The organism is Pseudomonas algeriensis (assembly GCF_048847255.1).
Classification (GTDB): domain Bacteria; phylum Pseudomonadota; class Gammaproteobacteria; order Pseudomonadales; family Pseudomonadaceae; genus Aquipseudomonas.
In genome coordinates, this window is the sequence record NZ_JBKKRK010000011.1 from 102,907 (window position 1) to 121,676 (window position 18,770).

The 18,770-nt window shown below is 61.1% G+C and carries 20 protein-coding genes; 10 read left to right on the forward strand and 10 right to left on the reverse strand.

Annotation, left to right across the window (positions count from 1 at the left end; genetic code table 11):
* Positions 1–115: 115 nt before the first annotated feature.
* Both ACLK1G_RS17595 and ACLK1G_RS17600 read right to left on the reverse strand, forming a co-directional pair.
* Positions 116–1,552 carry an FAD/NAD(P)-binding protein gene (locus ACLK1G_RS17595; RefSeq protein WP_420766582.1) on the reverse strand — a complete coding sequence of 479 codons (1,437 nt, stop codon included), beginning with the start codon at positions 1,550–1,552 and terminating at the stop codon, positions 116–118.
* Positions 1,553–1,567: 15 nt separating this feature from the next.
* Positions 1,568–2,131: a helix-turn-helix domain-containing protein gene (locus ACLK1G_RS17600; protein WP_420766583.1), complete on the reverse strand. Its 564-nt coding sequence runs from the start codon at positions 2,129–2,131 to the stop codon at positions 1,568–1,570.
* On the opposite strand from ACLK1G_RS17600, the gene ACLK1G_RS17605 reads away from it, so the two are divergent.
* Complete coding sequence (locus tag ACLK1G_RS17605; RefSeq protein WP_420766584.1) at positions 2,126–3,148, forward strand: DMT family transporter; 1,023 nt, start codon at positions 2,126–2,128, stop codon at positions 3,146–3,148. The genes ACLK1G_RS17600 and ACLK1G_RS17605 overlap by 6 nt on opposite strands.
* Before the next feature lie 25 nt (positions 3,149–3,173).
* Here the strand turns inward: ACLK1G_RS17605 and ACLK1G_RS17610 are convergent, their stop codons facing one another.
* From ACLK1G_RS17610 to ACLK1G_RS17620, 3 genes are all read right to left on the reverse strand, one after another.
* Positions 3,174–5,012, reverse strand: a complete 1,839-nt coding sequence (locus ACLK1G_RS17610; RefSeq protein ID WP_420766585.1) for a bacteriocin immunity protein — start codon at positions 5,010–5,012, stop codon at positions 3,174–3,176.
* 83 nt (positions 5,013–5,095) lie between these two features.
* A complete protein-coding gene (locus tag ACLK1G_RS17615) occupies positions 5,096–5,374 on the reverse strand; it encodes a bacteriocin immunity protein (RefSeq protein ID WP_420766586.1) in 279 nt (92 codons plus the stop codon).
* Positions 5,371–6,294, reverse strand: coding sequence for an HNH endonuclease signature motif containing protein (locus ACLK1G_RS17620; protein ID WP_420766587.1), 924 nt, complete (start codon positions 6,292–6,294; stop codon positions 5,371–5,373). Before ACLK1G_RS17620 ends, ACLK1G_RS17615 begins: the two co-directional genes overlap by 4 nt.
* 251 nt (positions 6,295–6,545) lie before the next feature.
* Here ACLK1G_RS17620 and ACLK1G_RS17625 point away from each other — a divergent pair, with 251 nt between their 5' ends.
* From ACLK1G_RS17625 to ACLK1G_RS17650, 6 genes are read left to right on the forward strand one after another with little or no spacing between them, the layout of a single operon-like run.
* Positions 6,546–9,470: a monovalent cation/H+ antiporter subunit A gene (locus ACLK1G_RS17625; RefSeq protein WP_420766588.1), complete on the forward strand. Its 2,925-nt coding sequence runs from the start codon at positions 6,546–6,548 to the stop codon at positions 9,468–9,470.
* Positions 9,470–9,814 carry a Na+/H+ antiporter subunit C gene (locus ACLK1G_RS17630; protein WP_005789164.1) on the forward strand — a complete coding sequence of 115 codons (345 nt, stop codon included), beginning with the start codon at positions 9,470–9,472 and terminating at the stop codon, positions 9,812–9,814. Before ACLK1G_RS17625 ends, ACLK1G_RS17630 begins: the two co-directional genes overlap by 1 nt.
* Positions 9,811–11,496, forward strand: coding sequence for a monovalent cation/H+ antiporter subunit D (locus ACLK1G_RS17635; RefSeq protein WP_420766589.1), 1,686 nt, complete (start codon positions 9,811–9,813; stop codon positions 11,494–11,496). The genes ACLK1G_RS17630 and ACLK1G_RS17635 overlap by 4 nt, the downstream gene beginning before the upstream one ends.
* Positions 11,496–11,984 (forward strand): Na+/H+ antiporter subunit E, encoded by a 489-nt coding sequence (locus ACLK1G_RS17640; protein ID WP_420766635.1) that lies wholly within the window; start codon positions 11,496–11,498, stop codon positions 11,982–11,984. The genes ACLK1G_RS17635 and ACLK1G_RS17640 overlap by 1 nt, the downstream gene beginning before the upstream one ends.
* Positions 11,981–12,259 (forward strand): K+/H+ antiporter subunit F, encoded by a 279-nt coding sequence (locus ACLK1G_RS17645; RefSeq protein ID WP_420766590.1) that lies wholly within the window; start codon positions 11,981–11,983, stop codon positions 12,257–12,259. The genes ACLK1G_RS17640 and ACLK1G_RS17645 overlap by 4 nt, the downstream gene beginning before the upstream one ends.
* Positions 12,256–12,618: a Na+/H+ antiporter subunit G gene (locus ACLK1G_RS17650; protein ID WP_420766591.1), complete on the forward strand. Its 363-nt coding sequence runs from the start codon at positions 12,256–12,258 to the stop codon at positions 12,616–12,618. The genes ACLK1G_RS17645 and ACLK1G_RS17650 overlap by 4 nt, the downstream gene beginning before the upstream one ends.
* A gap of 74 nt (positions 12,619–12,692) precedes the next feature.
* Here ACLK1G_RS17650 and ACLK1G_RS17655 read toward each other — a convergent pair whose 3' ends face one another.
* The 3 genes from ACLK1G_RS17655 to ACLK1G_RS17665 all read right to left on the reverse strand — a co-directional run bounded on the left by ACLK1G_RS17655 (position 12,693) and on the right by ACLK1G_RS17665 (position 14,910).
* Complete coding sequence (locus tag ACLK1G_RS17655; RefSeq protein ID WP_420766592.1) at positions 12,693–13,130, reverse strand: DUF3995 domain-containing protein; 438 nt, start codon at positions 13,128–13,130, stop codon at positions 12,693–12,695.
* Positions 13,131–13,266: 136 nt separating this feature from the next.
* Positions 13,267–14,277 (reverse strand): ABC transporter substrate-binding protein, encoded by a 1,011-nt coding sequence (locus ACLK1G_RS17660; RefSeq protein WP_420766593.1) that lies wholly within the window; start codon positions 14,275–14,277, stop codon positions 13,267–13,269.
* Between the two features lie 183 nt (positions 14,278–14,460).
* A complete protein-coding gene (locus tag ACLK1G_RS17665; protein ID WP_420766594.1) occupies positions 14,461–14,910 on the reverse strand; it encodes a hypothetical protein in 450 nt (149 codons plus the stop codon).
* Positions 14,911–15,321: 411 nt separating this feature from the next.
* On the opposite strand from ACLK1G_RS17665, the gene ACLK1G_RS17670 reads away from it, so the two are divergent.
* From ACLK1G_RS17670 to ACLK1G_RS17680, 3 genes are all read left to right on the forward strand, one after another.
* Positions 15,322–15,579 (forward strand): hypothetical protein, encoded by a 258-nt coding sequence (locus tag ACLK1G_RS17670; RefSeq protein WP_420766595.1) that lies wholly within the window; start codon positions 15,322–15,324, stop codon positions 15,577–15,579.
* A 99-nt stretch (positions 15,580–15,678) separates the two neighbouring features.
* On the forward strand, positions 15,679–15,909 hold the full coding sequence (locus ACLK1G_RS17675) for a hypothetical protein (RefSeq protein ID WP_420766596.1): 231 nt from the start codon (positions 15,679–15,681) through the stop codon (positions 15,907–15,909).
* A 90-nt stretch (positions 15,910–15,999) separates the two neighbouring features.
* Positions 16,000–16,236, forward strand: a complete 237-nt coding sequence (locus ACLK1G_RS17680) for a DUF2789 family protein (RefSeq protein ID WP_420766597.1) — start codon at positions 16,000–16,002, stop codon at positions 16,234–16,236.
* A 192-nt stretch (positions 16,237–16,428) separates the two neighbouring features.
* Here the strand turns inward: ACLK1G_RS17680 and ACLK1G_RS17685 are convergent, their stop codons facing one another.
* Both ACLK1G_RS17685 and ACLK1G_RS17690 read right to left on the reverse strand, forming a co-directional pair.
* Complete coding sequence (locus tag ACLK1G_RS17685) at positions 16,429–18,036, reverse strand: methyl-accepting chemotaxis protein (protein WP_420766598.1); 1,608 nt, start codon at positions 18,034–18,036, stop codon at positions 16,429–16,431.
* Between the two features lie 169 nt (positions 18,037–18,205).
* Positions 18,206–18,610 (reverse strand): TraR/DksA family transcriptional regulator, encoded by a 405-nt coding sequence (locus tag ACLK1G_RS17690; RefSeq protein WP_030141286.1) that lies wholly within the window; start codon positions 18,608–18,610, stop codon positions 18,206–18,208.
* Positions 18,611–18,770: the final 160 nt, after the last annotated feature.

Consider the following 18,770-nt stretch of genomic DNA (forward strand, 5'->3'; position numbering starts at 1 on the left):
GGGCCGCGAAGCGGCCCTGAGATATACCTGACACACCGAGGCGTCAGGTCTTGGGGGCGCTTCGCACCCCAACGGGGATAAATCCCCTCGCCACAGAATGTGTCCAGCTTCAATTTTAGGCGTGCAGTTCAGCCAACCGCCTCGCCAACGCCTTCGCCTGGCTCGCCACATCAGTCACCGCCGTGCTTTCCCACCACATCCCGCGTAACGGCGGACCCATGGCGAACAGGCGGCTGGCCGGCTCGCCTTGGGCGTCCAGCACTGCGCCGTCGGCACGCGCTGCAATACCCAGCGCCAACGGACCGGGCTGGACCAACTCTCGGGCCAACAACTGCTGCGGCAACGGCCGGGCAACACGGCGCCAGTCATATTCAATGCCGCTGGAGTTGATCAACGCGGCGCCCTCCACCACTTCCAGTCCAGCCTCGCCCCTTCGGCGAATATTGATCGCCACCGATCCTTCGCCAGACGACACAAGCCCCTTGTACGACGCCGCCTGGATCCGCAACCGTCCCTCCCCGTGCAGACGCGCCACCAGTTCCGCGCTCAACGGAGGCGAGCGATGGTGATGGCTTTCCCACCAAGGTCGCACATGCCGCACGAACTGTCGGCGCTGCACATCGCTGGCCTGACTCCACAAACGCCCGATATGGGCACGCACCGTGTCCAGCGGGGCTTGCCAATCGATGCCCTGGGCTTGGGCCAAGCGGCATTGCCCACGCAGCGCGCGCATCAACTGGCGTGGCGAACGCAGGCTGTGATCATCGGCGAGAAAGTCCACCCAGGCCGGTGGCTGCCGACGTACATGGGGCAACAAACCGTGACGGGAAAATACTTCGATAGGCCCGCGATGCCCGGCCTGTTCCAGCGATACCACGGCATCGACCATGGTCAATCCCGAACCGATGATCATGACCGTCGCTAGCGGATCAAGCTGGCGCATCGCAGCCACGTCCCACGGATCAAGCGCCGCGGCGTTCAAGCCGCTCGACTCGGTCTGCGGGGTTCGTGCCGCGGGGAACATGCCGGTGGCGAGCACGGCAAAGCGTCCTTGCAATACTTGGCCATCGCCGAGCGTCACTTGCACGGCATCATCGATGACCCGCAAATCGACGGCCTCCCCGCGCACATGCTCCGCCACCGATCCATGGCGCGCGCCCAACGCACGAGCCTCGGCCAGACGCTGTTGCACATACAGGCCGAACATCCCCCGCGGAGGAAACAACTCGCTGACCGGCACATGTTGCTGATCGGACTCAGGCCAACCACCGGCCACGATGAACGCAGCGAGCCATTGCGTGAGATCATCGGCATTGTCCGGGTCGACGCTCATGCGTGCCGCGTTGCCATTGAGGGTGTGGCCCAGTTCCACGGCGCTGTAGGCCTCGCCCCGGCCCAACTCGCTGCGCGGCTCGACAATCAATGCCTCGCGCCGGCCCGGCAGCCGCAGCAGTTGCGCCGCCAACAGGGTTCCGCTCAGGCCGCCGCCGATAATCAGGATATCGGCCTGGCGGGCGGTGCCGATCACAGATTGCTCCAGCGCTGTGTCCATACCGCTCTCCAGGAGTCAAATCACCACGTTGCGGACGAATCTCACCGCCACCGGACCATCGTTGCGATAAGCATGGGGCTGGTTGCTGGCAAACATGAAAAACTCGCCGGCCCCGACTCGACGTTCTTCGCTGCCCAACAACAATGTCAGGCAGCCCTCGAATACGTAGAGCTGTTCGCTCCAACCGTCCGCGTCGGGTTCTGAATGGTAATGCTCGCCGGGTTCCAGGCGCCATTCCCAAAGCTCCACCTCTCGGTTGGCGGTGGCCTTGGCCAATAAGATGGCTTTGCTGCCGGGAATCACACCGGCCCAGGCCAGCTCATTGATCCGGCTCGGATCGCGGGCGTCAGGCGCCTGGATGAGGTCGCTGAAAGCCACGTCCAAGGCTTCGGCAACGCGGTCCAGGGTGGTCAGGCTGACATTCTTTTCGCCCGCCTCGATGGCAACCAGCATCCGCCGGCTAACACCGGACAATTCGGCCAGCGCCGTCTGGCTGAGCTGCGCGGCATGCCGCAGGCGGCGGACGTTCTGGCTGACGTGTTGCAGGACGGACGCCCGCTGGCCATTTTCTTTGTGCACTATATTGCTCATCTGCCGGGGTTGCGCATTATACTGCCCAACTTCGGGCGCATTGTGCGTCCGCCTCAAGTAGTGCGCAAGGTCATGGCATCGGTGAACTCCCCGCAAACTTCCTCCCATCTGCCCAGGTTCAGCAAGGCCGAATGCGTGCTCGTACTGATCACCATGATCTGGGGCGGCACGTTCCTGCTGGTGCAACACGCCATGACGGTCAGCGGACCGATGTTCTTTGTGGGCCTGCGCTTTGCCGCCGCGGCGGCGTTTGTCGCGCTGTTCTCGTGGCGCCACTTGCGTGACCTGACCCTGTTCGAGCTCAAGGCCGGGGCCTTCATCGGAGTGGCGATCATGCTCGGCTACGGCCTGCAGACCGTAGGCCTGCAAACCATTCCCAGCAGCCAATCGGCCTTTATCACCGCCCTGTATGTGCCTTTCGTGCCGCTGTTGCAATGGCTCGTGCTGGGCCGGCGGCCGGGGTTGATGCCAAGCATAGGCATCATGTTGGCGTTCACTGGGCTCATGCTGGTGTCCGGGCCGGCTGGGGCCTCGCTGAGCTTCAGCCCCGGTGAAATCGCCACGCTGATCAGCGCCGTCGCGATTGCGGCGGAGATCATTCTGATCAGTGCCTATGCGGGCCAGGTCGATGTACGGCGGGTAACCGTGGTGCAACTGGCAAGCACGGCGGTGCTGGCATTCCTCATGGTGGTGCCGACGCAAGAGGTCATCCCAGGCTTTTCCTGGCTGTTGCTGATCAGCGCGGTGGGCCTGGGCGCCGCCAGCGCAGCGATCCAGGTGGCGATGAACTGGGCCCAGAAAAGCGTCTCGCCGACCCGCGCCACGCTTATCTATGCCGGCGAACCGGTATGGGCCGGCATCGCCGGACGCCTGGCGGGTGAGCGGCTGCCGGCGATTGCGTTACTCGGGGCGGGCTTGATCGTGGCGGCGGTGATCGTCAGCGAGTTGAAAACGCGGAACAAAGGTGTCGTAGGGGCGGATGAAGCGCTTGAGCGCGAGGGCTGACCGTCCATGCGTCAGCCCTCGGGTTTCAGTAGCGAATAATCAGATTATCGAGATCGTAGACCCCACCGCCCTGCGTGATGTCGACGCGGTGCAGAATGCGCAGCGAACGATGATCGTCGGGCTGCTCGCTGCGGGGCGCTGAACCGTTGAGCAGTAACACCCTATTTTCGATATTGAATTGTGCATTCAAGGTCGGTACGGCCGCAACGGCCCTCCAGAATGCACGTTTGAACAGATCGAAACGCTCGAAAACTTGCCCGCGCAATGAATCGGCGACTGACGCAGGGACCGACGCTCCCTGGCTGCTCAAGGCTTGCGTTCGCCAATCGTCAGCCTCCGCGTGCCCTTCTCCACTGACGACACCTGGACAATCCCGACGGTCATTGAATAGCACATAGACCGGCTCAAGCCCTGACTCCCGCGCAAACACCACCACATAATCATCGAATCGCACCTCTTCGATAGATTCGAACGTGGCCAATTCGGGCACTGGCGATGACCGGACGAAACCAACGGAATCGAGCCGATCCGGTTTTGGCGCCACCGGCGCTTCCAGGCCATGGGGTACTGCCCACTCCATAACGGAGGGCTGCGGGCCATCGCTCGTGAACCGATAGGCCCTCTCGCCTTCCTGCCAGACGGCGAGCCTGACACGAACCTTCGCAGGCAAAACCCCGGCGCAGGGAGTGATAAAGACTTCGAAGAGTTCGCGTATTTCCTTTAATCCATACGACAGGCTGCCGGCCTTCACGGGAACCGTCGAGGTGCTCATTCGCAGCGGCAGTTCTACTTCGCCTTGCTGGGCGGCCAATAGTTGCCAATCAGGATCGATCAGAGAAAGCTCATTCAGCGCAACGCAGAGGCCAAAACGCACGGCCTTGGCGCGGCTGGCGAACCTGAAGTGCAGCACGCCGGCGTACTGTCCAAGATGCTCCTGCGCACCGTCGGTCAATGACCAATTGAATTCGGCGACTGCGGAACGCAGGGTCTTATGCAAGTCCACTCGTTGTACCGACATCAACGGCTGTACGTCGCTGATCAAAAGTTCCGGTCGTTCCAGGTTAGCGACGACAGACAGGCGAAACTCGCTTGGGTATCGGTCGGGAGTCCGTAGGCGCACCAGTTGCTGCCAGGCATGATCAACCAAGGCTTCGGCGTTGGTGTGGAGTTCGGCATGGCGCTGGGTATTGGAGGGCAGACGCGCCAGATAACCAGCCTGATTGGCAGTGGCCTGCTGCAAAACGGCTTGCCAGAGGGGCCTCTCCGCCTGGCTGTAGGTAAGATTTCGCTGTGCCGCGGCTTTGTCGAACTCGACACGCATTTTTTTACCTTCGAATGCACGAACCGCCATTAGCACCTCGTGCTGCGCATGTTCAACCCGACGGATACCTTTTTCCAGTGCCTCAAGCGTCGCGTTCGAATGCTGTTGGATTGGCAGATGCTGGATAGCGCTTTCAAGCAGAGAGAATGCTGAATCGACCGTTTGCTCCGCAGAGGCGATGTCCGTAGCCACTCGCTGAGCGTTTGCAAGTTCGTGCTTGGCTCTCGCCGTGGCGTGCCCGGCATGACTCAACGTGGGCGCAGGCTTGACCGGCGCGGGAAGCACTCCACCCTTGAACGCTACGATGTTGTTCTTTTGATGCCAATGTTTTAGCCCATGGACAACACCTGCCGGGGAGTTGCGGTTCACCGTGTCCTGCGGATAAAAAAGCAGATCCGCGCCCTTGGGATGACCGACAATGCGGTCGAAATGGTTGATCAATCGATCATGCTCATCCTTGCGCATGTCGGCGTTCCATATTTTTTCGACAAACGTTTGAAACTCGGACTCGGTGTAATCCTGAAGCTTGGGTTTAAGTTCCATCTTTGGTTTTTCCTTTTTTAAGCATGCGTCCTTGATGACGCACCTGCTCGCGGGGGATTGAGCAGGTGCGTTCCACGGCTGACTTATTCTGGTTTGAAACCTGGTTTGTTATTGCGGGCTCGCCATTCCTTGACTTCTTTCAGGATTCCAGCGGGGCTGTCTTCTTGGCCTTCCTTTGGGTAGAAGAGAACATCTGAGCCATCAGGGTGCTCAGTAATCAGTTCAAAATGGTCCACCAACCTATCGGTATATTGGCTCAACGCATCCCCCTCCAAAGCAACGGAGTAATCAAAAAATTTTCGAAGAAATGTCAGAAATTCAGCCTCCGTATAATCTTCCAGCCGTTCTTTGAGCACGCTCATGGCTTCTCTCCTTTGTGAAAATCAATATGCCGCCTTGCAGTCATAACTAGCAGATTTTCCAAGTCATAAACTGCACCGCCTTTCGCAACTTCGTGCTTATGATGGATTTCAAACTTCCTTCTCCCGCCAACCTGATCCAATCGACTAGCGAACGGCGGCGCTCCCTTGGTCATCTCTCGCAGATTTGAGCCATTAAACTGCTTACTTAAATCACGATCCGCCGCCACCGCCCTCCAAAACGCCTCCCTAAACCGATGAAAGTTCGCAAACTCCCTCCCCCTCAACTGATCCGCAATCCGATCAGGAATCGCCGCCCCAGTCGTTCTCGCCGCCTCCCCCAACCAAATGCCTGAAACTGGCTGCCCAAAGCCGAGCGCCATCCCGGGATCATCTCGCCGGTCATAAAACAGCGCATCCGGCGAGGGCAGTTCCATATCCCCCGGATACCCAGGAATACTCGCACCGGTCTGCACTGGATCAACAGCCGGAAGCGTCTCGTTTTCCGGTAGGACGGGGATGACAGGCTTGCCGGGATAAATCTGCGAAAACGGTGGCGTGACGGGCAGCGTGGTCGGGCCAAGTTGTTCGATGCCCGGCGGAACCAAAGGCGTTCGGGTACCGTGGCCGATGGGAGGCGCCGGCCAGGGGATGACCGCCGGGACGATGCCCGGCCTGCCGAGCAGGCTGTTTGGTGTGGTGATGCTGATCCGGTCGAGGTTGAATGGATTCTCACCCAGCTCCGCACGCTCCCGATAACGCAGCTCGAATTCTCGACGCTCTCCCACCCATGTGCTTTTTGGCGCATAGGGCGCAAAGCCGCGTTCGATGCGTTTGCGGTTGAGTTCGTCTGTGTTTGCCCACAGAGCCGGATGTTCAGCGAGGGTCCGCCATAGCGCCTGGTCGAAGGCACTGAACGACATCTCTTTTTCTGTATGGCGCAGGATGGCGATGAAGCCCTGCTCGGGTGCGGTACATACTTACCGCACCCGAGCAGGGTTCGTGTGGTACGAGTGCCTTGATACCCATGGTCGATCCCGACGACCCGGCGCTCGCAAAACGACTCAAAACAGGAAAACTTCCCCCTCCTTGTAGGATTCTGCGACACCCTTGCGGTTGGTGATCGGGAATACGCCACGTATGATCCCGAACAACCTTTGCCGAATAGAAGCCTATGTCGCTGATAGTTCTATTGCTTTTGCCCTTCGTCGGCAGCTGTGTCGCGGCGTTGCTGCCGCATAACGCGCGCAATGCCGAATCATTGCTGGCAGGACTTGTGGCCTTGGTGGGCACCGTTCAGGTGGCTTTGTGGTACCCGCAGATCGCCGACGGCGGGGTTATCCAGGAGCAATATGCCTGGCTGCCCAGCCTGGGCCTGAATTTCGTCCTGCGCCTGGATGGCTTCGCCTGGCTGTTTTCGTTGCTGGTGCTGGGCATCGGCACGCTGGTGTCGTTGTATGCCCGCTACTACATGTCGCCGGACGATCCGGTGCCGCGGTTCTTTGCGTTTTTCCTGGCTTTCATGGGCGCGATGCTCGGGCTGGTGATTTCCGGCAACCTGATCCAGATGGTGTTCTTCTGGGAATTGACCAGCCTGTTCTCATTCCTGCTGATCGGTTACTGGCATCACCGCGCCGACGCGCGGCGCGGCGCCTATATGGCGTTGATGGTGACCGGCGCCGGCGGGCTGTGCCTGTTGGCCGGGGTGATGCTGCTTGGCCATGTGGTGGGCAGTTATGACTTGGACAAGGTCCTGGCCGCCGGCGACATGATTCGCCAGCACGGCCTCTATCCAGTCCTGTTGCCGCTGATCCTGATCGGCGCCTTGAGCAAAAGCGCCCAGTTTCCTTTCCATTTCTGGCTGCCCCACGCCATGGCCGCGCCCACGCCGGTGTCGGCGTACCTGCACTCGGCGACCATGGTCAAAGCCGGTGTTTTCCTGCTGGCACGGTTGTGGCCCTCGCTGTCGGGCAGTGAACAGTGGTTCTATATCGTCGGCGGCGCCGGGGCGTTCACATTGATGCTGGGCGCTTATTGCGCGATGTTCCAGAACGACCTCAAGGGCCTCCTTGCCTATTCGACCATCAGCCATCTGGGGCTGATTACGCTTCTGCTTGGCCTCAACAGCCCGCTGGCGGCGGTCGCGGCCGTGTTTCATATCCTCAACCACGCCACGTTCAAGGCCTCGCTGTTCATGGCCGCCGGCATCATCGACCACGAAAGTGGCACCCGGGACATCCGCAAGCTCAGCGGCCTGGTGCGGCTGATTCCGTACACCGCCACCCTGGCGATGGTTGCCAGCGCGGCGATGGCCGGGGTGCCGTTGCTCAACGGCTTCCTGTCCAAGGAAATGTTCTTCGCCGAGACCGTGTTCATTTCCGCCACGGCCTGGGTCGAGCTGGCACTGCCGATCGTCGCCACCATCGCCGGCACGTTCAGCGTCGCCTATTCCCTGCGTTTCACCGTCGACGTGTTCTTCGGCCCCACTGCCACCGACCTGCCCCACACGCCCCATGAACCGCCGCGCTGGATGCGCGCGCCGGTTGAGCTTCTGGTGTTTACCTGCCTGTTGGTGGGCATCTTTCCGGCACAGGTGGTTGGTTCGTTGCTGGCGGCGGCGGCGCTGCCGGTGGTGGGCGGTCCGCTGCCCCAGTACAGCCTGGCGATCTGGCATGGCCTGAACGCGCCCATGATCATGAGCCTGGTGGCGATGTCGGGTGGGATCGTCCTGTACCTGCTGCTGCGCAAGCAATTCAAGCAAGGCCATATCAAGCAGCCACCGCTGATGGGGCGTCTCAGCGGCAAGCGTTTGTTCGAGCGCAGCCTGGTGCTGATGATGCGCCAGGGCCGACGGTTGGAGCGCAAGATCAGTACCCGGCGCTTGCAGGCTCAGTTGTTCCTGCTGGTGCTGGCGGCCGTATTGGCCGGGCTGATTCCGATGCTCAGCAGCACGCTGGCCTGGGGCGACCGCCCCAGGATTCCCGGCTCCGTGGTGTTCGTCACGCTGTGGGTGCTGGCCATCGCTTGCGCGTTGGGCGCTGCCTGGCAGGCCAAATACCACCGCCTCGCGGCGCTGACGATGGTCAGTGTCTGCGGCCTGATGACGTGCGTGACTTTTGTCTGGTTCTCGGCCCCGGACCTGGCCTTGACTCAACTGGTCGTGGAGGTGGTCACCACGGTGCTGATCCTGCTGGGCCTGCGCTGGTTGCCACGGCGGATCGAAGATGTGTCGCCGCTGCCCAGCAGCGAACGCCGCGCGCGCATCCGTCGTCTGCGGGACTTGCTGCTATCCATCGCAGTGGGCGGCGGCATGGCGTTGCTGTCCTATGCGATGCTCACGCGCCAGACACCCAATGACATTTCGTCGTTTTACCTGAGCCGGGCCTTGCCCGAAGGTGGCGGCAGCAATGTGGTAAACGTGATGCTGGTGGACTTCCGCGGCTTCGACACCCTGGGCGAAATCACCGTACTGGTGGCGGTTGCGCTGGCGGTATTCGCCCTGCTGCGGCGCTTCCGGCCACCCAAGGAAAGCATGCAGCTCCCGGCGCAACAGCGCCTGCTGGCGCCAGACGTGGTGACCGACCTGGTCAACCCGCGTCACGCCAGCGACACCGCGCTGGGCTTCATGATGGTGCCGTCGGTGCTGGTGCGCCTGCTGTTGCCGATTGCCCTGGTGGTGTCGTTCTACCTGTTCATGCGCGGCCACAACCAACCGGGTGGCGGTTTCGTCGCCGGCCTGGTGATGTCGGTGGCGTTCATCCTCCAGTACATGGTCGCCGGCACCCAGTGGGTCGAAGCACAAATGAGCCTGCGACCGCTGCGCTGGATGGGCACGGGGCTGTTGTTCGCCACCGCGACGGGGTTGGGGGCGATGGCGGTGGGTTATCCGTTCCTGACCACTCACACCTGGCATTTCGAGTTGCCGCTGCTGGGTGACCTCCATCTGGCGAGTGCGCTGTTCTTCGACATCGGCGTCTACGCCGTGGTGGTCGGCTCCACGCTATTGATCCTTACCGCCCTGGCTCACCAGTCGGTGCGGGCCCATAAACCGGGGCTGCACGCCAAACCCGTCGCCCCCCTCAAAGGAGCCAACGCCTGATGGAAGAAGTCATCGCAATCGCAATCGGCGTATTGGCCGCCTCCGGCGTCTGGCTGGTGCTGCGGCCCCGGACCTTTCAGGTGGTCATGGGGCTTTGCCTGCTGTCCTATGGCGTCAACCTATTCATCTTCAGCATGGGCAGCCTGTTCATCGGCAAGGAACCGATCATCAAGGACGGCGTGCCCCAGGACCTGCTGAACTACACCGATCCGCTGCCCCAGGCCCTGGTGTTGACCGCCATTGTGATCAGCTTCGCCATGACCGCGCTGTTTCTCGTCGTCTTGCTCGCGTCCCGCGGGCTGACCGGCACCGACCATGTGGACGGCCGGGAGCCCAAGGAATGATGCTGACGCCTCACTTGATCGCCGCGCCCATCCTGCTACCGCTGCTGACCGCCGCGTTGATGCTGATGCTGGGCGAGAAACATCGCCCGCTCAAAGCGCGGATCAATCTGTTTTCCAGCCTGCTGGGCCTGGGCATCGCCGTGCTGCTGTTGGACTGGACCCAGGACCAGGCATTGCCCGCGTCCTTTGGCGTGTACCTGCCGGGCAACTGGCAAGCGCCGTTCGGCATCGTGTTGGTGGTCGATCGCCTGTCGGCGCTGATGCTGGTGCTGACGGGCATCATCGGCGTCTGCGCGCTGCTGTTCGCGATGGCGCGGTGGGATCGGGCCGGCGCCAGTTTCCATGCGCTGTTCCAGATTCAGCTGATGGGCCTTTACGGCGCTTTCCTGACGGCGGACCTGTTCAATCTGTTTGTGTTTTTCGAAGTATTGCTGGCCGCGTCCTACGGCCTGATGCTCCACGGATCGGGGCGGGCCCGCGTCTCGTCGGGGCTGCATTACATCGCCATCAACCTGCTGGCGTCGTCGTTGTTCCTGATTGGCGCGGCGTTGATCTATGGCGTCACCGGCACCTTGAACATGGCCGACCTGGCCTTGAAAGTGCCCTTGGTGCCCGAAGCGGACCGCGGCCTGCTGCACGCCGGTGCCGCGATCCTGGCAGTGGCGTTCCTGGCGAAGGCTGGCATGTGGCCGCTGAATTTCTGGCTGGTGCCGGCCTACAGCGCGGCCAGCGCCCCGGTGGCGGCCTTGTTCGCGATCATGACCAAGGTGGGCGTCTACACCGTGTTGCGGTTGTGGACCCTGCTGTTCTCGGGGCAAGCCGGCGCGTCGGCGTATTTTGGCGGCGACTGGCTGGTCTACGGCGGCATGGCGACCATCGCCTGCGCGGCCATCGCCATCCTCGCGGCCCAGCGCCTGGAACGCATGGCCAGCCTGAGTATCCTGGTCTCGGCCGGCATCCTGTTGTCAGCCATCGGCTTCGCACAGCCCAACCTGATAGGCGCCGCGTTGTTTTACCTGGTGAGCTCGACCCTGGCGCTGTGCGCGCTGTTCTTGCTGGCCGAACTGATCGAGCGCTCACGCTCCGCCAATGACCTACCGCTGGAAGATGACCTCGACACCCTGCCGCGCCCCCTGGAATCGCTGCAGCCGCCCAAGGGCATCAACCTCGATGACGAACAGAAAGCCGTGGTCGGGCAAGTGATCCCCTGGACCATGGCCTTTCTAGGTCTGAGTTTCATCGCCTGTGCACTGTTGATTGTCGGCATGCCTCCCTTGTCGGGGTTTATCGGCAAGCTGGGGCTGCTCAGCGCGCTGCTCAACCCCCAGGGCCTGGGGGCGAGTGCCGACGTGCCCGTATCGGCCGCCGCCTGGGGCCTGCTGGCGCTGTTGATCCTGTCCGGGCTCGCCTCGTTGATCGCCTTTTCGCGCTTGGGCATCCAGCGCTTCTGGACACCGCAGGAACGGCCCTCCCCGCTGTTGCGGCCGTTCGAATGCCTGCCGATCCTCGCGTTACTGGGGCTGGGGATCGTCTTGACGTTCAAGGCCGAGCCATTGCTGCGCTACACCCAATCCGCCGCCGATGGGTTGAATACGCCTGAACATTATGTGATGGCGGTTTTTTCCACCCGCGCCGTCCCCAACCCTGAAGGCAACACTCGATTGCAGGTGGTGCAGCCATGATCAAGCATTTGTTTCCCGCACCGTGGCTGTCCCTGGCATTGGGGTTGCTCTGGCTGTTGTTGAACCTGTCCCTGAGTGCCGGCCACCTGCTGCTGGGCGCCGCGCTGGGTTTCCTCGCGCCACTGATGATGCGTCCGCTGCGGCCACGACCCATCCGCATCCGGCGTCCCGGGGTCATGCTGCGACTGCTCTTGCTGGTGGGATGGGACGTGCTGGTGTCCAACCTGGCCGTCGCCTGGCGCGTACTCAACGCCGGGCGCCGCCCGCCTCGCTCGCGGTTTATCAAGGTGCCGCTGGACCTGCACGACGCCAATGGGCTGGCGGTGCTTTCGATGATCACCACGGTGATTCCAGGGACGGTCTGGTCGGAGTTGGCGCTGGATCGCAGCATCCTGTTGATACACATTTTCGATCTGGAGGACGAAGGGGCGTTTATCGATCATTTCAAGGCCACCTACGAGCGTCCGCTGATGGAGATTTTCGAATGAGCGCGCTGCTGTCCAATGCGATCCTGCTGAGCCTGTTCCTGTTCTCGCTGACCATGGTGCTGACCCTGGTGCGCCTGTTCAAGGGCCCCTCGGCACAGGACCGGGTCCTGGCCCTCGATTACTTGTACATCGTCGCGATGCTGATGATGCTGGTGCTGGGCATTCGGTATGCCAGCGACACGTATTTCGAGGCGGCGCTGTTGATCGCCCTGTTCGGCTTTGTCGGCTCGTTTGCCCTGGCCAAGTTCCTGTTGCGTGGCGAGGTGATCGAATGACGGGAGAACTGTCGATGTGGGTCGAGATCCCAGTGGCGATCCTGCTGGTGCTCGGCAGTCTTTTCGCCCTGACCGGGGCGATCGGCCTGGTGCGGCTCAAGGATTATTTTCAGCGCATGCACCCGCCTGCCCTGGCTTCGACGCTGGGGGCCTGGTGCGTTGCGCTGGCCTCGATCATTTATTTCTCGGCGCTCAAGTCGGGCCCGGTGCTGCATGCCTGGCTGATACCGATCCTGCTGTCCATCACGGTGCCGGTAACGACCCTGCTGCTGGCCCGGGCGGCTTTGTTCCGCAAGCGCATGGCAGGGGACGATGTACCGGCGGAAATAAGCAGCCCCAGGACCGGGAGCGATGGCTAAGGAAGCTTGAGCCAGGCTTTGTTGTGGCGAGGCGATCTATCCCCTCGCCACAACGGCGTTCGCCTCTGGATTGCTCAAGCCCACGCCACCGTCAGCAACCCTGCCCCCAGCACGACACACAACGGCGAGTAGACCCAGGTATCGAGCCGGGCGAACGTCGACCCCTTGACCTCCTTGAAGAAGCCCACCAGGTTCGACTCGCCAATGGCCCGGGCAAACATCAACAGGGCAATCGCACTGATCAGCCATTGCAAGGCACGATGGGTCACGGGAGGCGCGATCAGGCCGACCCGCAGACACACCAGCACCGCAATCATCAGCAGCGCCAGCGCCACCAAAAGCGTCAGCCATCCCGACGGGTTGAACGCCGGTTGCAGTGTGCCGCCCTGCTTCACCGGCACCTGCGGCACTACCGCCAGCGCCGCCCACTGCCCGCCCAGGGCCCAATACAAATGAATCAAGCTGATGGTCGCAAACACCGCGACCAGCGACCGAGCCAATACAAGCGTCATTCGCCAGCCTCCTGAAAAAGGTTGAACAATCATCCTAGCTGGAATCTGGCATTTCGCTGGACGGGCGCAGGTTGCCGGATTCCAGTGAATGACGACTTGCCCAGGATCAACTGTTCAATTGACTGGCCTTAACGCGCTACAGCCCCGCGGTCACCTTGTCGGCGACCTCCTTGGGCAACCAGGCCTGCCAAACCTCGGGGTGAGCCTTGAGGAAGGCTTCGGCGGCCTCGCGGGAGGGCGTGCGTTTCTCGCTCATATCGGCCAGGGCCTTGTTCAGCGGGTCGATCGGCAGGTCGACCTTGCTGAAGAACTCGGCAATGTCCGGGTGTTGTTTCTGGAACGGTACCGACACGCCAATGGACAACTTCGAAGCCAGGGACCGCGTCGGCCTGGGGTTGGGGTTGTCGGCATCGGTCAGGGTTTTCCAGGCCTCGGCATCGAATGGCGGCTCTTGCAACTGCACCAGTTTGAAACGCCCGAGCAGCGGCGTGGGCGACCAGTAGTAGAACAGGATCGGCTTGCCACGGCGGATCGACGAAGTGATCTCGGCATCGAGCGCGGCCCCTGAGCCGCTGCGAAAGTTCACATAGCTGTCGGAAAGACCGTAGGCCTTGAGCTTTTGCTTGTTGACCACCTCGGAAGTCCAACCGATGGGACTGTTGAGGAAGCGTCCCTTGCTGGGGCTTTCCGGGTCCTTGAACACGTGCTTGTAGCGCGCAAGGTCCTCGACGCTGCGCAAGTCCGGCGCCAGGGGCTTGATGCCCTTGGCAGGGTCGCCCTTGATGACGTATTCCGGCACCCACCAGCCTTCGGTCGCGCCCTTGACCGTATCGCCCAGGGCGACCACCTTGCCCTCGGCCTCGGCCTTGACCCACACCGGACTGCGACCTGCCCACTCCTCGCCGATCACTTGGATATCGTTATTGGCCAGGGCGGTTTCCAGGGTAATGGTGGTGCCCGGCAACGTGTCCGTCGGCAACCCGTAGCCCTTTTCGACAATGACCCTCAGGATGTCGGTGATCAGGCTGCCGCTTTCCCAGTTCAGGTCGGCAAAGTGGATCGGCGTCGATGCAGCGGATGCCGGAAGGGGTGAAACCAACACAGCGAGGGTGGCCCAGGCAGCCAGCCACTGTCGAACTCGTTTCATGTTTGATACCTCATGCCGGATGCAGCAATAGCCGAACGGCGTGCGAAGCGAACGCAAGCCTGTGACTAGTTCAGTCAATTGACTGTAGCCAAGGTTCCAGCAGGAGCGTTTTAAAACTGTTACGAGTATAAAAAGAACAAAGGACATCAACCCGATTCGTCATCCAAGGATGAAAGCCGCTTCCTACTCGCTGGCCTTGAATGTCACAAGTTCACCCTTGCGCCATTTGGCAGCCTTGGCGGTGACTGCTTTCAACGTCTTGGTCAAACCTTCCTGCAACTGTTCGTTGGCGGCCAATACGGTCACTACGCTGTGCCCTTCCTTGAACAGAATGGCGTGGCCCTCGGCGGTCGTGACGAACGCGTAGTCACCCAGGCCATAGACCGTCAACTTGATTTCACGAAACCGGATTTCAAACTTGCCTCCCTCGCGACTGGGAAGTACCGCCGCGCGAAAATGGTCGCCAACCTTGAGTTCCAGCCGGGGTTTGTCATCGACGACCAATGCCGACTCGGTGTCGATTTCGGCAATATAGATACCTTCGGCGGTCTGCTCGGTGATATAGACAAACCGTGACTGGAATTGCTTGACCAGTTTTGCCCGCAGGTCGCCCAGTACAAATAACGCATGCATGTCGAGATTACTTACTGCCAAGGAAACATCCCCATCTTTAAACGGCCCACTCTTTGAGAATGGACCACGAGAACCCGCACGGCCCCATGGACCTGTCATTGAATTCGAAAGTGAACGGTGCGCCCTGACCCAGGGCGGGAGAAGACTATAGGATCGCTACTCTCGCCGTCTTTCCCGGCGGTCGTCAGAGGCTGAAGGAAAACACCACTCTGAGCATCGGAAAAGGTGGGACTACTAACTTTAGGGAAATTTCTCACTTAGAAAAGCATTTTTCTGACATCGAGGCCAAAAAAAATTGCTTTAGATAGGCGCAACCGTACACACGGTGCTGCCGATTCTAGAGCAGCCGCTGACGCGCAGACTACTTAAAACAGCCGGCAATCCGTCGGTAACCATAGAAAAGGAATTCACATGGCTACGTTTCCAACCCTGATCCGCCCCGCCATCTCATGTGTCGCCCTGGCGCAAGACGCCACTCATGACGACGGTTACGCACCGATTGCATTGATCCAGCCCAGATACCGGGTCGTTCTTGCCGGCAAGTGTTTTTTTCATATCGAAGAAACCTCTACCGGGCGCGTAAGAGGTTTCCGCGCCGACCATAACGAAGCCTGCTATCTCGCCCGCACCCTCGAACAGAACCCTTCAACGGCAGGCGCCATGACTTAACTCAGCCGCCGACCGGCAACTGCTGCCATACTGCCTGCCCAGCGAGCGCCTCCATCGGCGGTGCTCGTACAACAATATGACTTGAAGGGAAGGCGCGACGTGACGGAACTAGACATCGGCGATTTTTTCATCCGCGGCGAAGCCAGAGAGGTAGAAGGCGAATTCCAAGCGGTCATCGTCATGCGCGCCAAAACCGCCGCCACTGCGGTCACCTATCACCAGGTAGAAAGGGATCGCTGGTTCAAGACGCCGGAACTTGCGGCCGAGGCCGCCAAGGAGTCAGCCCGGGCCCTGAAGCTCGCGGTGGATGAAGGTGCGCTGAAAGCCTGAAGCCAATCGAACTCCTGACGACTGCTCGCCTCAGATAGAGGGAAGCAACCGAGGCGCCATGACGGCGGTAGTCCAGAGGAGTCCTACAAAATGGAACAACCATCCCACGAACTCAGCACCCTGTTTGACCAGCTTGGCCTGCCTTCGGACGGCAACGCCATCGATGATTTCATCATGGCGCACCCGCTGGATCCGAACACCAAGTTGGTCGATGCGCCTTTCTGGTCGAATCAGCAACAAGATCTGCTTCGCGAATGGCTGCTTGCCGACGGCGAAGAGGCGGTATTGGTGGATCAACTGAACGTACGCCTGCACGACGGTAAATAACCCCTACATGAGCCAATGACAGTTGAGTTTTTGTGGCGAGGGGATTTATCCCCGCTGGGCTGCAGAGCAGCCCCTCGAAAGACTGGAATGCAGCCCCCTGACGTACCGCAGCGATAGCTATTAGGGGCGCTGCGCACCCCAGCGGGGATAAATCCCCTCGCCACAGGTTAGTCATATCGCCGGTGATCAGACTCAGCGCGGCTTCTCGGGCTTATAGCCCAGCCGCAACCCACCCCAATGACGTCCCTTGAGCATGATTGGCACCGACAGGTCATGCATCAGCTCGCCCGTGTCCCGCGTATAGGTTTGCAGCAACACCGGCTGTTGATGACTGCCGCAGCGGATCCCGGTGCGATCGGAGAACTTGCGCTTGGTGCGATTGTTCAGCGTGTCCACTTGCGGATCGCCAGTCAACGGCTGACAGAACGTATTGTTGTGAGTCGGCACGTAGCCCTGCTGAGTGCAGGCAATCGCGAAGACCAGCCCCTCATGCCGCGCCAGCAACGGTTCCTGGATCGCTGGCAGCACCTGGTCGGTGTAGCGGTCGAAACGGGTCTGGAACTTCGCCGGATGGGTATTGGGGATCGGTTGGTAGCTGCGATCGAACAGATCCTCCAGGCTGACGCGCCCCTGGTCGATATCCGCCTCGAACTGTGCGGCAATCCGGCTTGCCCCTTCCCGCGCCAAGTCATAGACCCGCTGGTGATAATCGTCCAGGCCCACCTCGGCCAAGCGCTCGCTGATGGTCTCGGCCTGGCCTTCCATCTGCACAGCGGCCTCGGCCAGGCGCTGGGTCTGCTGGTCGCTGATCGCCAGGTCACCGCGCATTTGCTCGATCGCATGAAACAGGCTATCGAGTTGTCCACGGTTAGTGTCGGTACCCTGGGCGATAGCGCTGACCTGGGTTTCGACACCGGCCGCAAGCCGCGCAATGTTTTCCAGGTGCTGGCCAGTGTGCTCGACTTGCTGCACACCGCTGTCCAGGTCACCGGCCAATTGGCGGATCTGCTCGACGACCTGCGCGGTGCGCTGCTGGATATCCGCGACCATCACGCCGACCTCGCCGGTCGCCGCGGCAGTGCGCCCGGCCAACCCCCGGACCTCGTCGGCCACCACCGCAAAACCGCGACCATGTTCCCCGGCACGGGCCGCCTCGATCGCAGCGTTAAGGGCCAACAGGTTGGTCTGGCTGGCGATCGATTGAATCACCAGGGTCACCCGCTGGATTTCGTCGCTGCGCACGCTCAGCGCCTCGATGAGTTCGCGGCTTTCATTGGCGCGCTGACTGAGCTGATGCATGCGGCTGATGGATTCGACCAACTCGCTGCGCCCGGCGACACTGCTGCGATGGGCCTCGCTGGCCGCGCCCAGGGCCTCTTGACTGAGCTGCGAGGTGGCCTGCTCGGTCGCGATCATCGCTTCGGCGTTGCCAACGATCCGCGCCGCGGCCCCGAGCTGTGACTGGACCTTGCCCGCCAGCTGCTTGACCGAATAGGCAACGCCAGCGGCGGACAGTGCATTATGGCTGGTGGTGTAGGAAAGATCGCGGGTGAGCTCGGCCAGGCTGTCGCTTGCCGTCGGCACCGGTGTGCTGTTCAGCCGCGAGCGCAGGCGTGGCAACCAGACGATGAGCAGCGCCAGCGGCAACGCCAGGTACAACGACCAACCGCCCAAGGTCATGCCACACAGCAGCGAAACCAGCGCCAGGCTTTGCAGAGTCGGCGCAAGCCAGCGCGCTGTAACGCGCGCTACTGGCACCGAGGCCGACGCTGTCGCCGCCAGAGATCCTTCTGTCGCCATTTTCGTCACCCACTTTTCTCATTGTTATGGCCGCATTAAACGCCACTATCGAGCCATTATCCATGGTCCATTAGTCGTGTTTTCGGCAAAAAAACGAGAAGCGTGATGACCAAAAAGCAAAAAGACCGCAGCTTCGGATGAAGGGCTGCGGTCTTTTTCGAAAACGGTATCAGGCCTGGCGCTGGTGCTTGTCGATCTGCTCGTGACGTTCCTGGGCTTCGATGCAGTATTTGGTGGTCGGACTGATCAACAGGCGCTTGAGGCCGATCGGCTCGCCGCTGTCGTCGCACCAGCCGAAGCTTTCGTCGTTGATACGGTCCAGGGCCTGCTCCAGTTGCGGCAGCATGCGCTGGTCGCGATCGATGGCGTTGACCAGCCAGGTGCGCTCTTCTTCTACGGAAGCTGCGTCCGCCGGGTCGGCCGGGCTGTCCAGGCTCTCAATGGCGATTCGGTTCTGTTCGATGCGCTCGTGGGTTTCGACTTTCATGTTCTGCAACAGCTTGGTGAAGTAAGCCAGTTGCTCGGCATTCATGTAGTCATCCGCCGGCATGGCCAGCAACTTTTCCTTTGTCATTGATTTCTCTATAAAAAAACGTGCATTAAGGCGAATTATGGAGCGTCCCGCATCAAGCAGCCACGCTCATCGGGAAGGCGCCGTTTATTCCAAGCGCCACCCGGCACTCAATTTACGAGGGGCGGCAGTCTAAGGCCGAGTCGGGGCGTCAGCAACCGAA

What these genes read in the sequence shown, in the direction of transcription:
- ACLK1G_RS17595 (WP_420766582.1), bottom strand. Translation starts at nt 1,552, where the DNA reads ATGGACACAGCGCTGGAGCAATCTGTGATCGGCACCGCCCGCCAGGCC.
- ACLK1G_RS17610 (WP_420766585.1), bottom strand. Translation starts at nt 5,012, where the DNA reads ATGGAACTTAAACCCAAGCTTCAGGATTACACCGAGTCCGAGTTTCAA.
- ACLK1G_RS17615 (WP_420766586.1), bottom strand. Translation starts at nt 5,374, where the DNA reads ATGAGCGTGCTCAAAGAACGGCTGGAAGATTATACGGAGGCTGAATTT.
- ACLK1G_RS17620 (WP_420766587.1), bottom strand. Translation starts at nt 6,294, where the DNA reads ATGTCGTTCAGTGCCTTCGACCAGGCGCTATGGCGGACCCTCGCTGAA.
- ACLK1G_RS17625 (WP_420766588.1), top strand. Translation starts at nt 6,546, where the DNA reads ATGTCGCTGATAGTTCTATTGCTTTTGCCCTTCGTCGGCAGCTGTGTC.
- ACLK1G_RS17630 (WP_005789164.1), top strand. Translation starts at nt 9,470, where the DNA reads ATGGAAGAAGTCATCGCAATCGCAATCGGCGTATTGGCCGCCTCCGGC.
- ACLK1G_RS17635 (WP_420766589.1), top strand. Translation starts at nt 9,811, where the DNA reads ATGATGCTGACGCCTCACTTGATCGCCGCGCCCATCCTGCTACCGCTG.
- ACLK1G_RS17645 (WP_420766590.1), top strand. Translation starts at nt 11,981, where the DNA reads ATGAGCGCGCTGCTGTCCAATGCGATCCTGCTGAGCCTGTTCCTGTTC.
- ACLK1G_RS17650 (WP_420766591.1), top strand. Translation starts at nt 12,256, where the DNA reads ATGACGGGAGAACTGTCGATGTGGGTCGAGATCCCAGTGGCGATCCTG.
- ACLK1G_RS17655 (WP_420766592.1), bottom strand. Translation starts at nt 13,130, where the DNA reads ATGACGCTTGTATTGGCTCGGTCGCTGGTCGCGGTGTTTGCGACCATC.
- ACLK1G_RS17660 (WP_420766593.1), bottom strand. Translation starts at nt 14,277, where the DNA reads ATGAAACGAGTTCGACAGTGGCTGGCTGCCTGGGCCACCCTCGCTGTG.
- ACLK1G_RS17665 (WP_420766594.1), bottom strand. Translation starts at nt 14,910, where the DNA reads ATGCATGCGTTATTTGTACTGGGCGACCTGCGGGCAAAACTGGTCAAG.
- ACLK1G_RS17670 (WP_420766595.1), top strand. Translation starts at nt 15,322, where the DNA reads ATGGCTACGTTTCCAACCCTGATCCGCCCCGCCATCTCATGTGTCGCC.
- ACLK1G_RS17680 (WP_420766597.1), top strand. Translation starts at nt 16,000, where the DNA reads ATGGAACAACCATCCCACGAACTCAGCACCCTGTTTGACCAGCTTGGC.
- ACLK1G_RS17685 (WP_420766598.1), bottom strand. Translation starts at nt 18,036, where the DNA reads ATGGCGACAGAAGGATCTCTGGCGGCGACAGCGTCGGCCTCGGTGCCA.
- ACLK1G_RS17690 (WP_030141286.1), bottom strand. Translation starts at nt 18,610, where the DNA reads ATGACAAAGGAAAAGTTGCTGGCCATGCCGGCGGATGACTACATGAAT.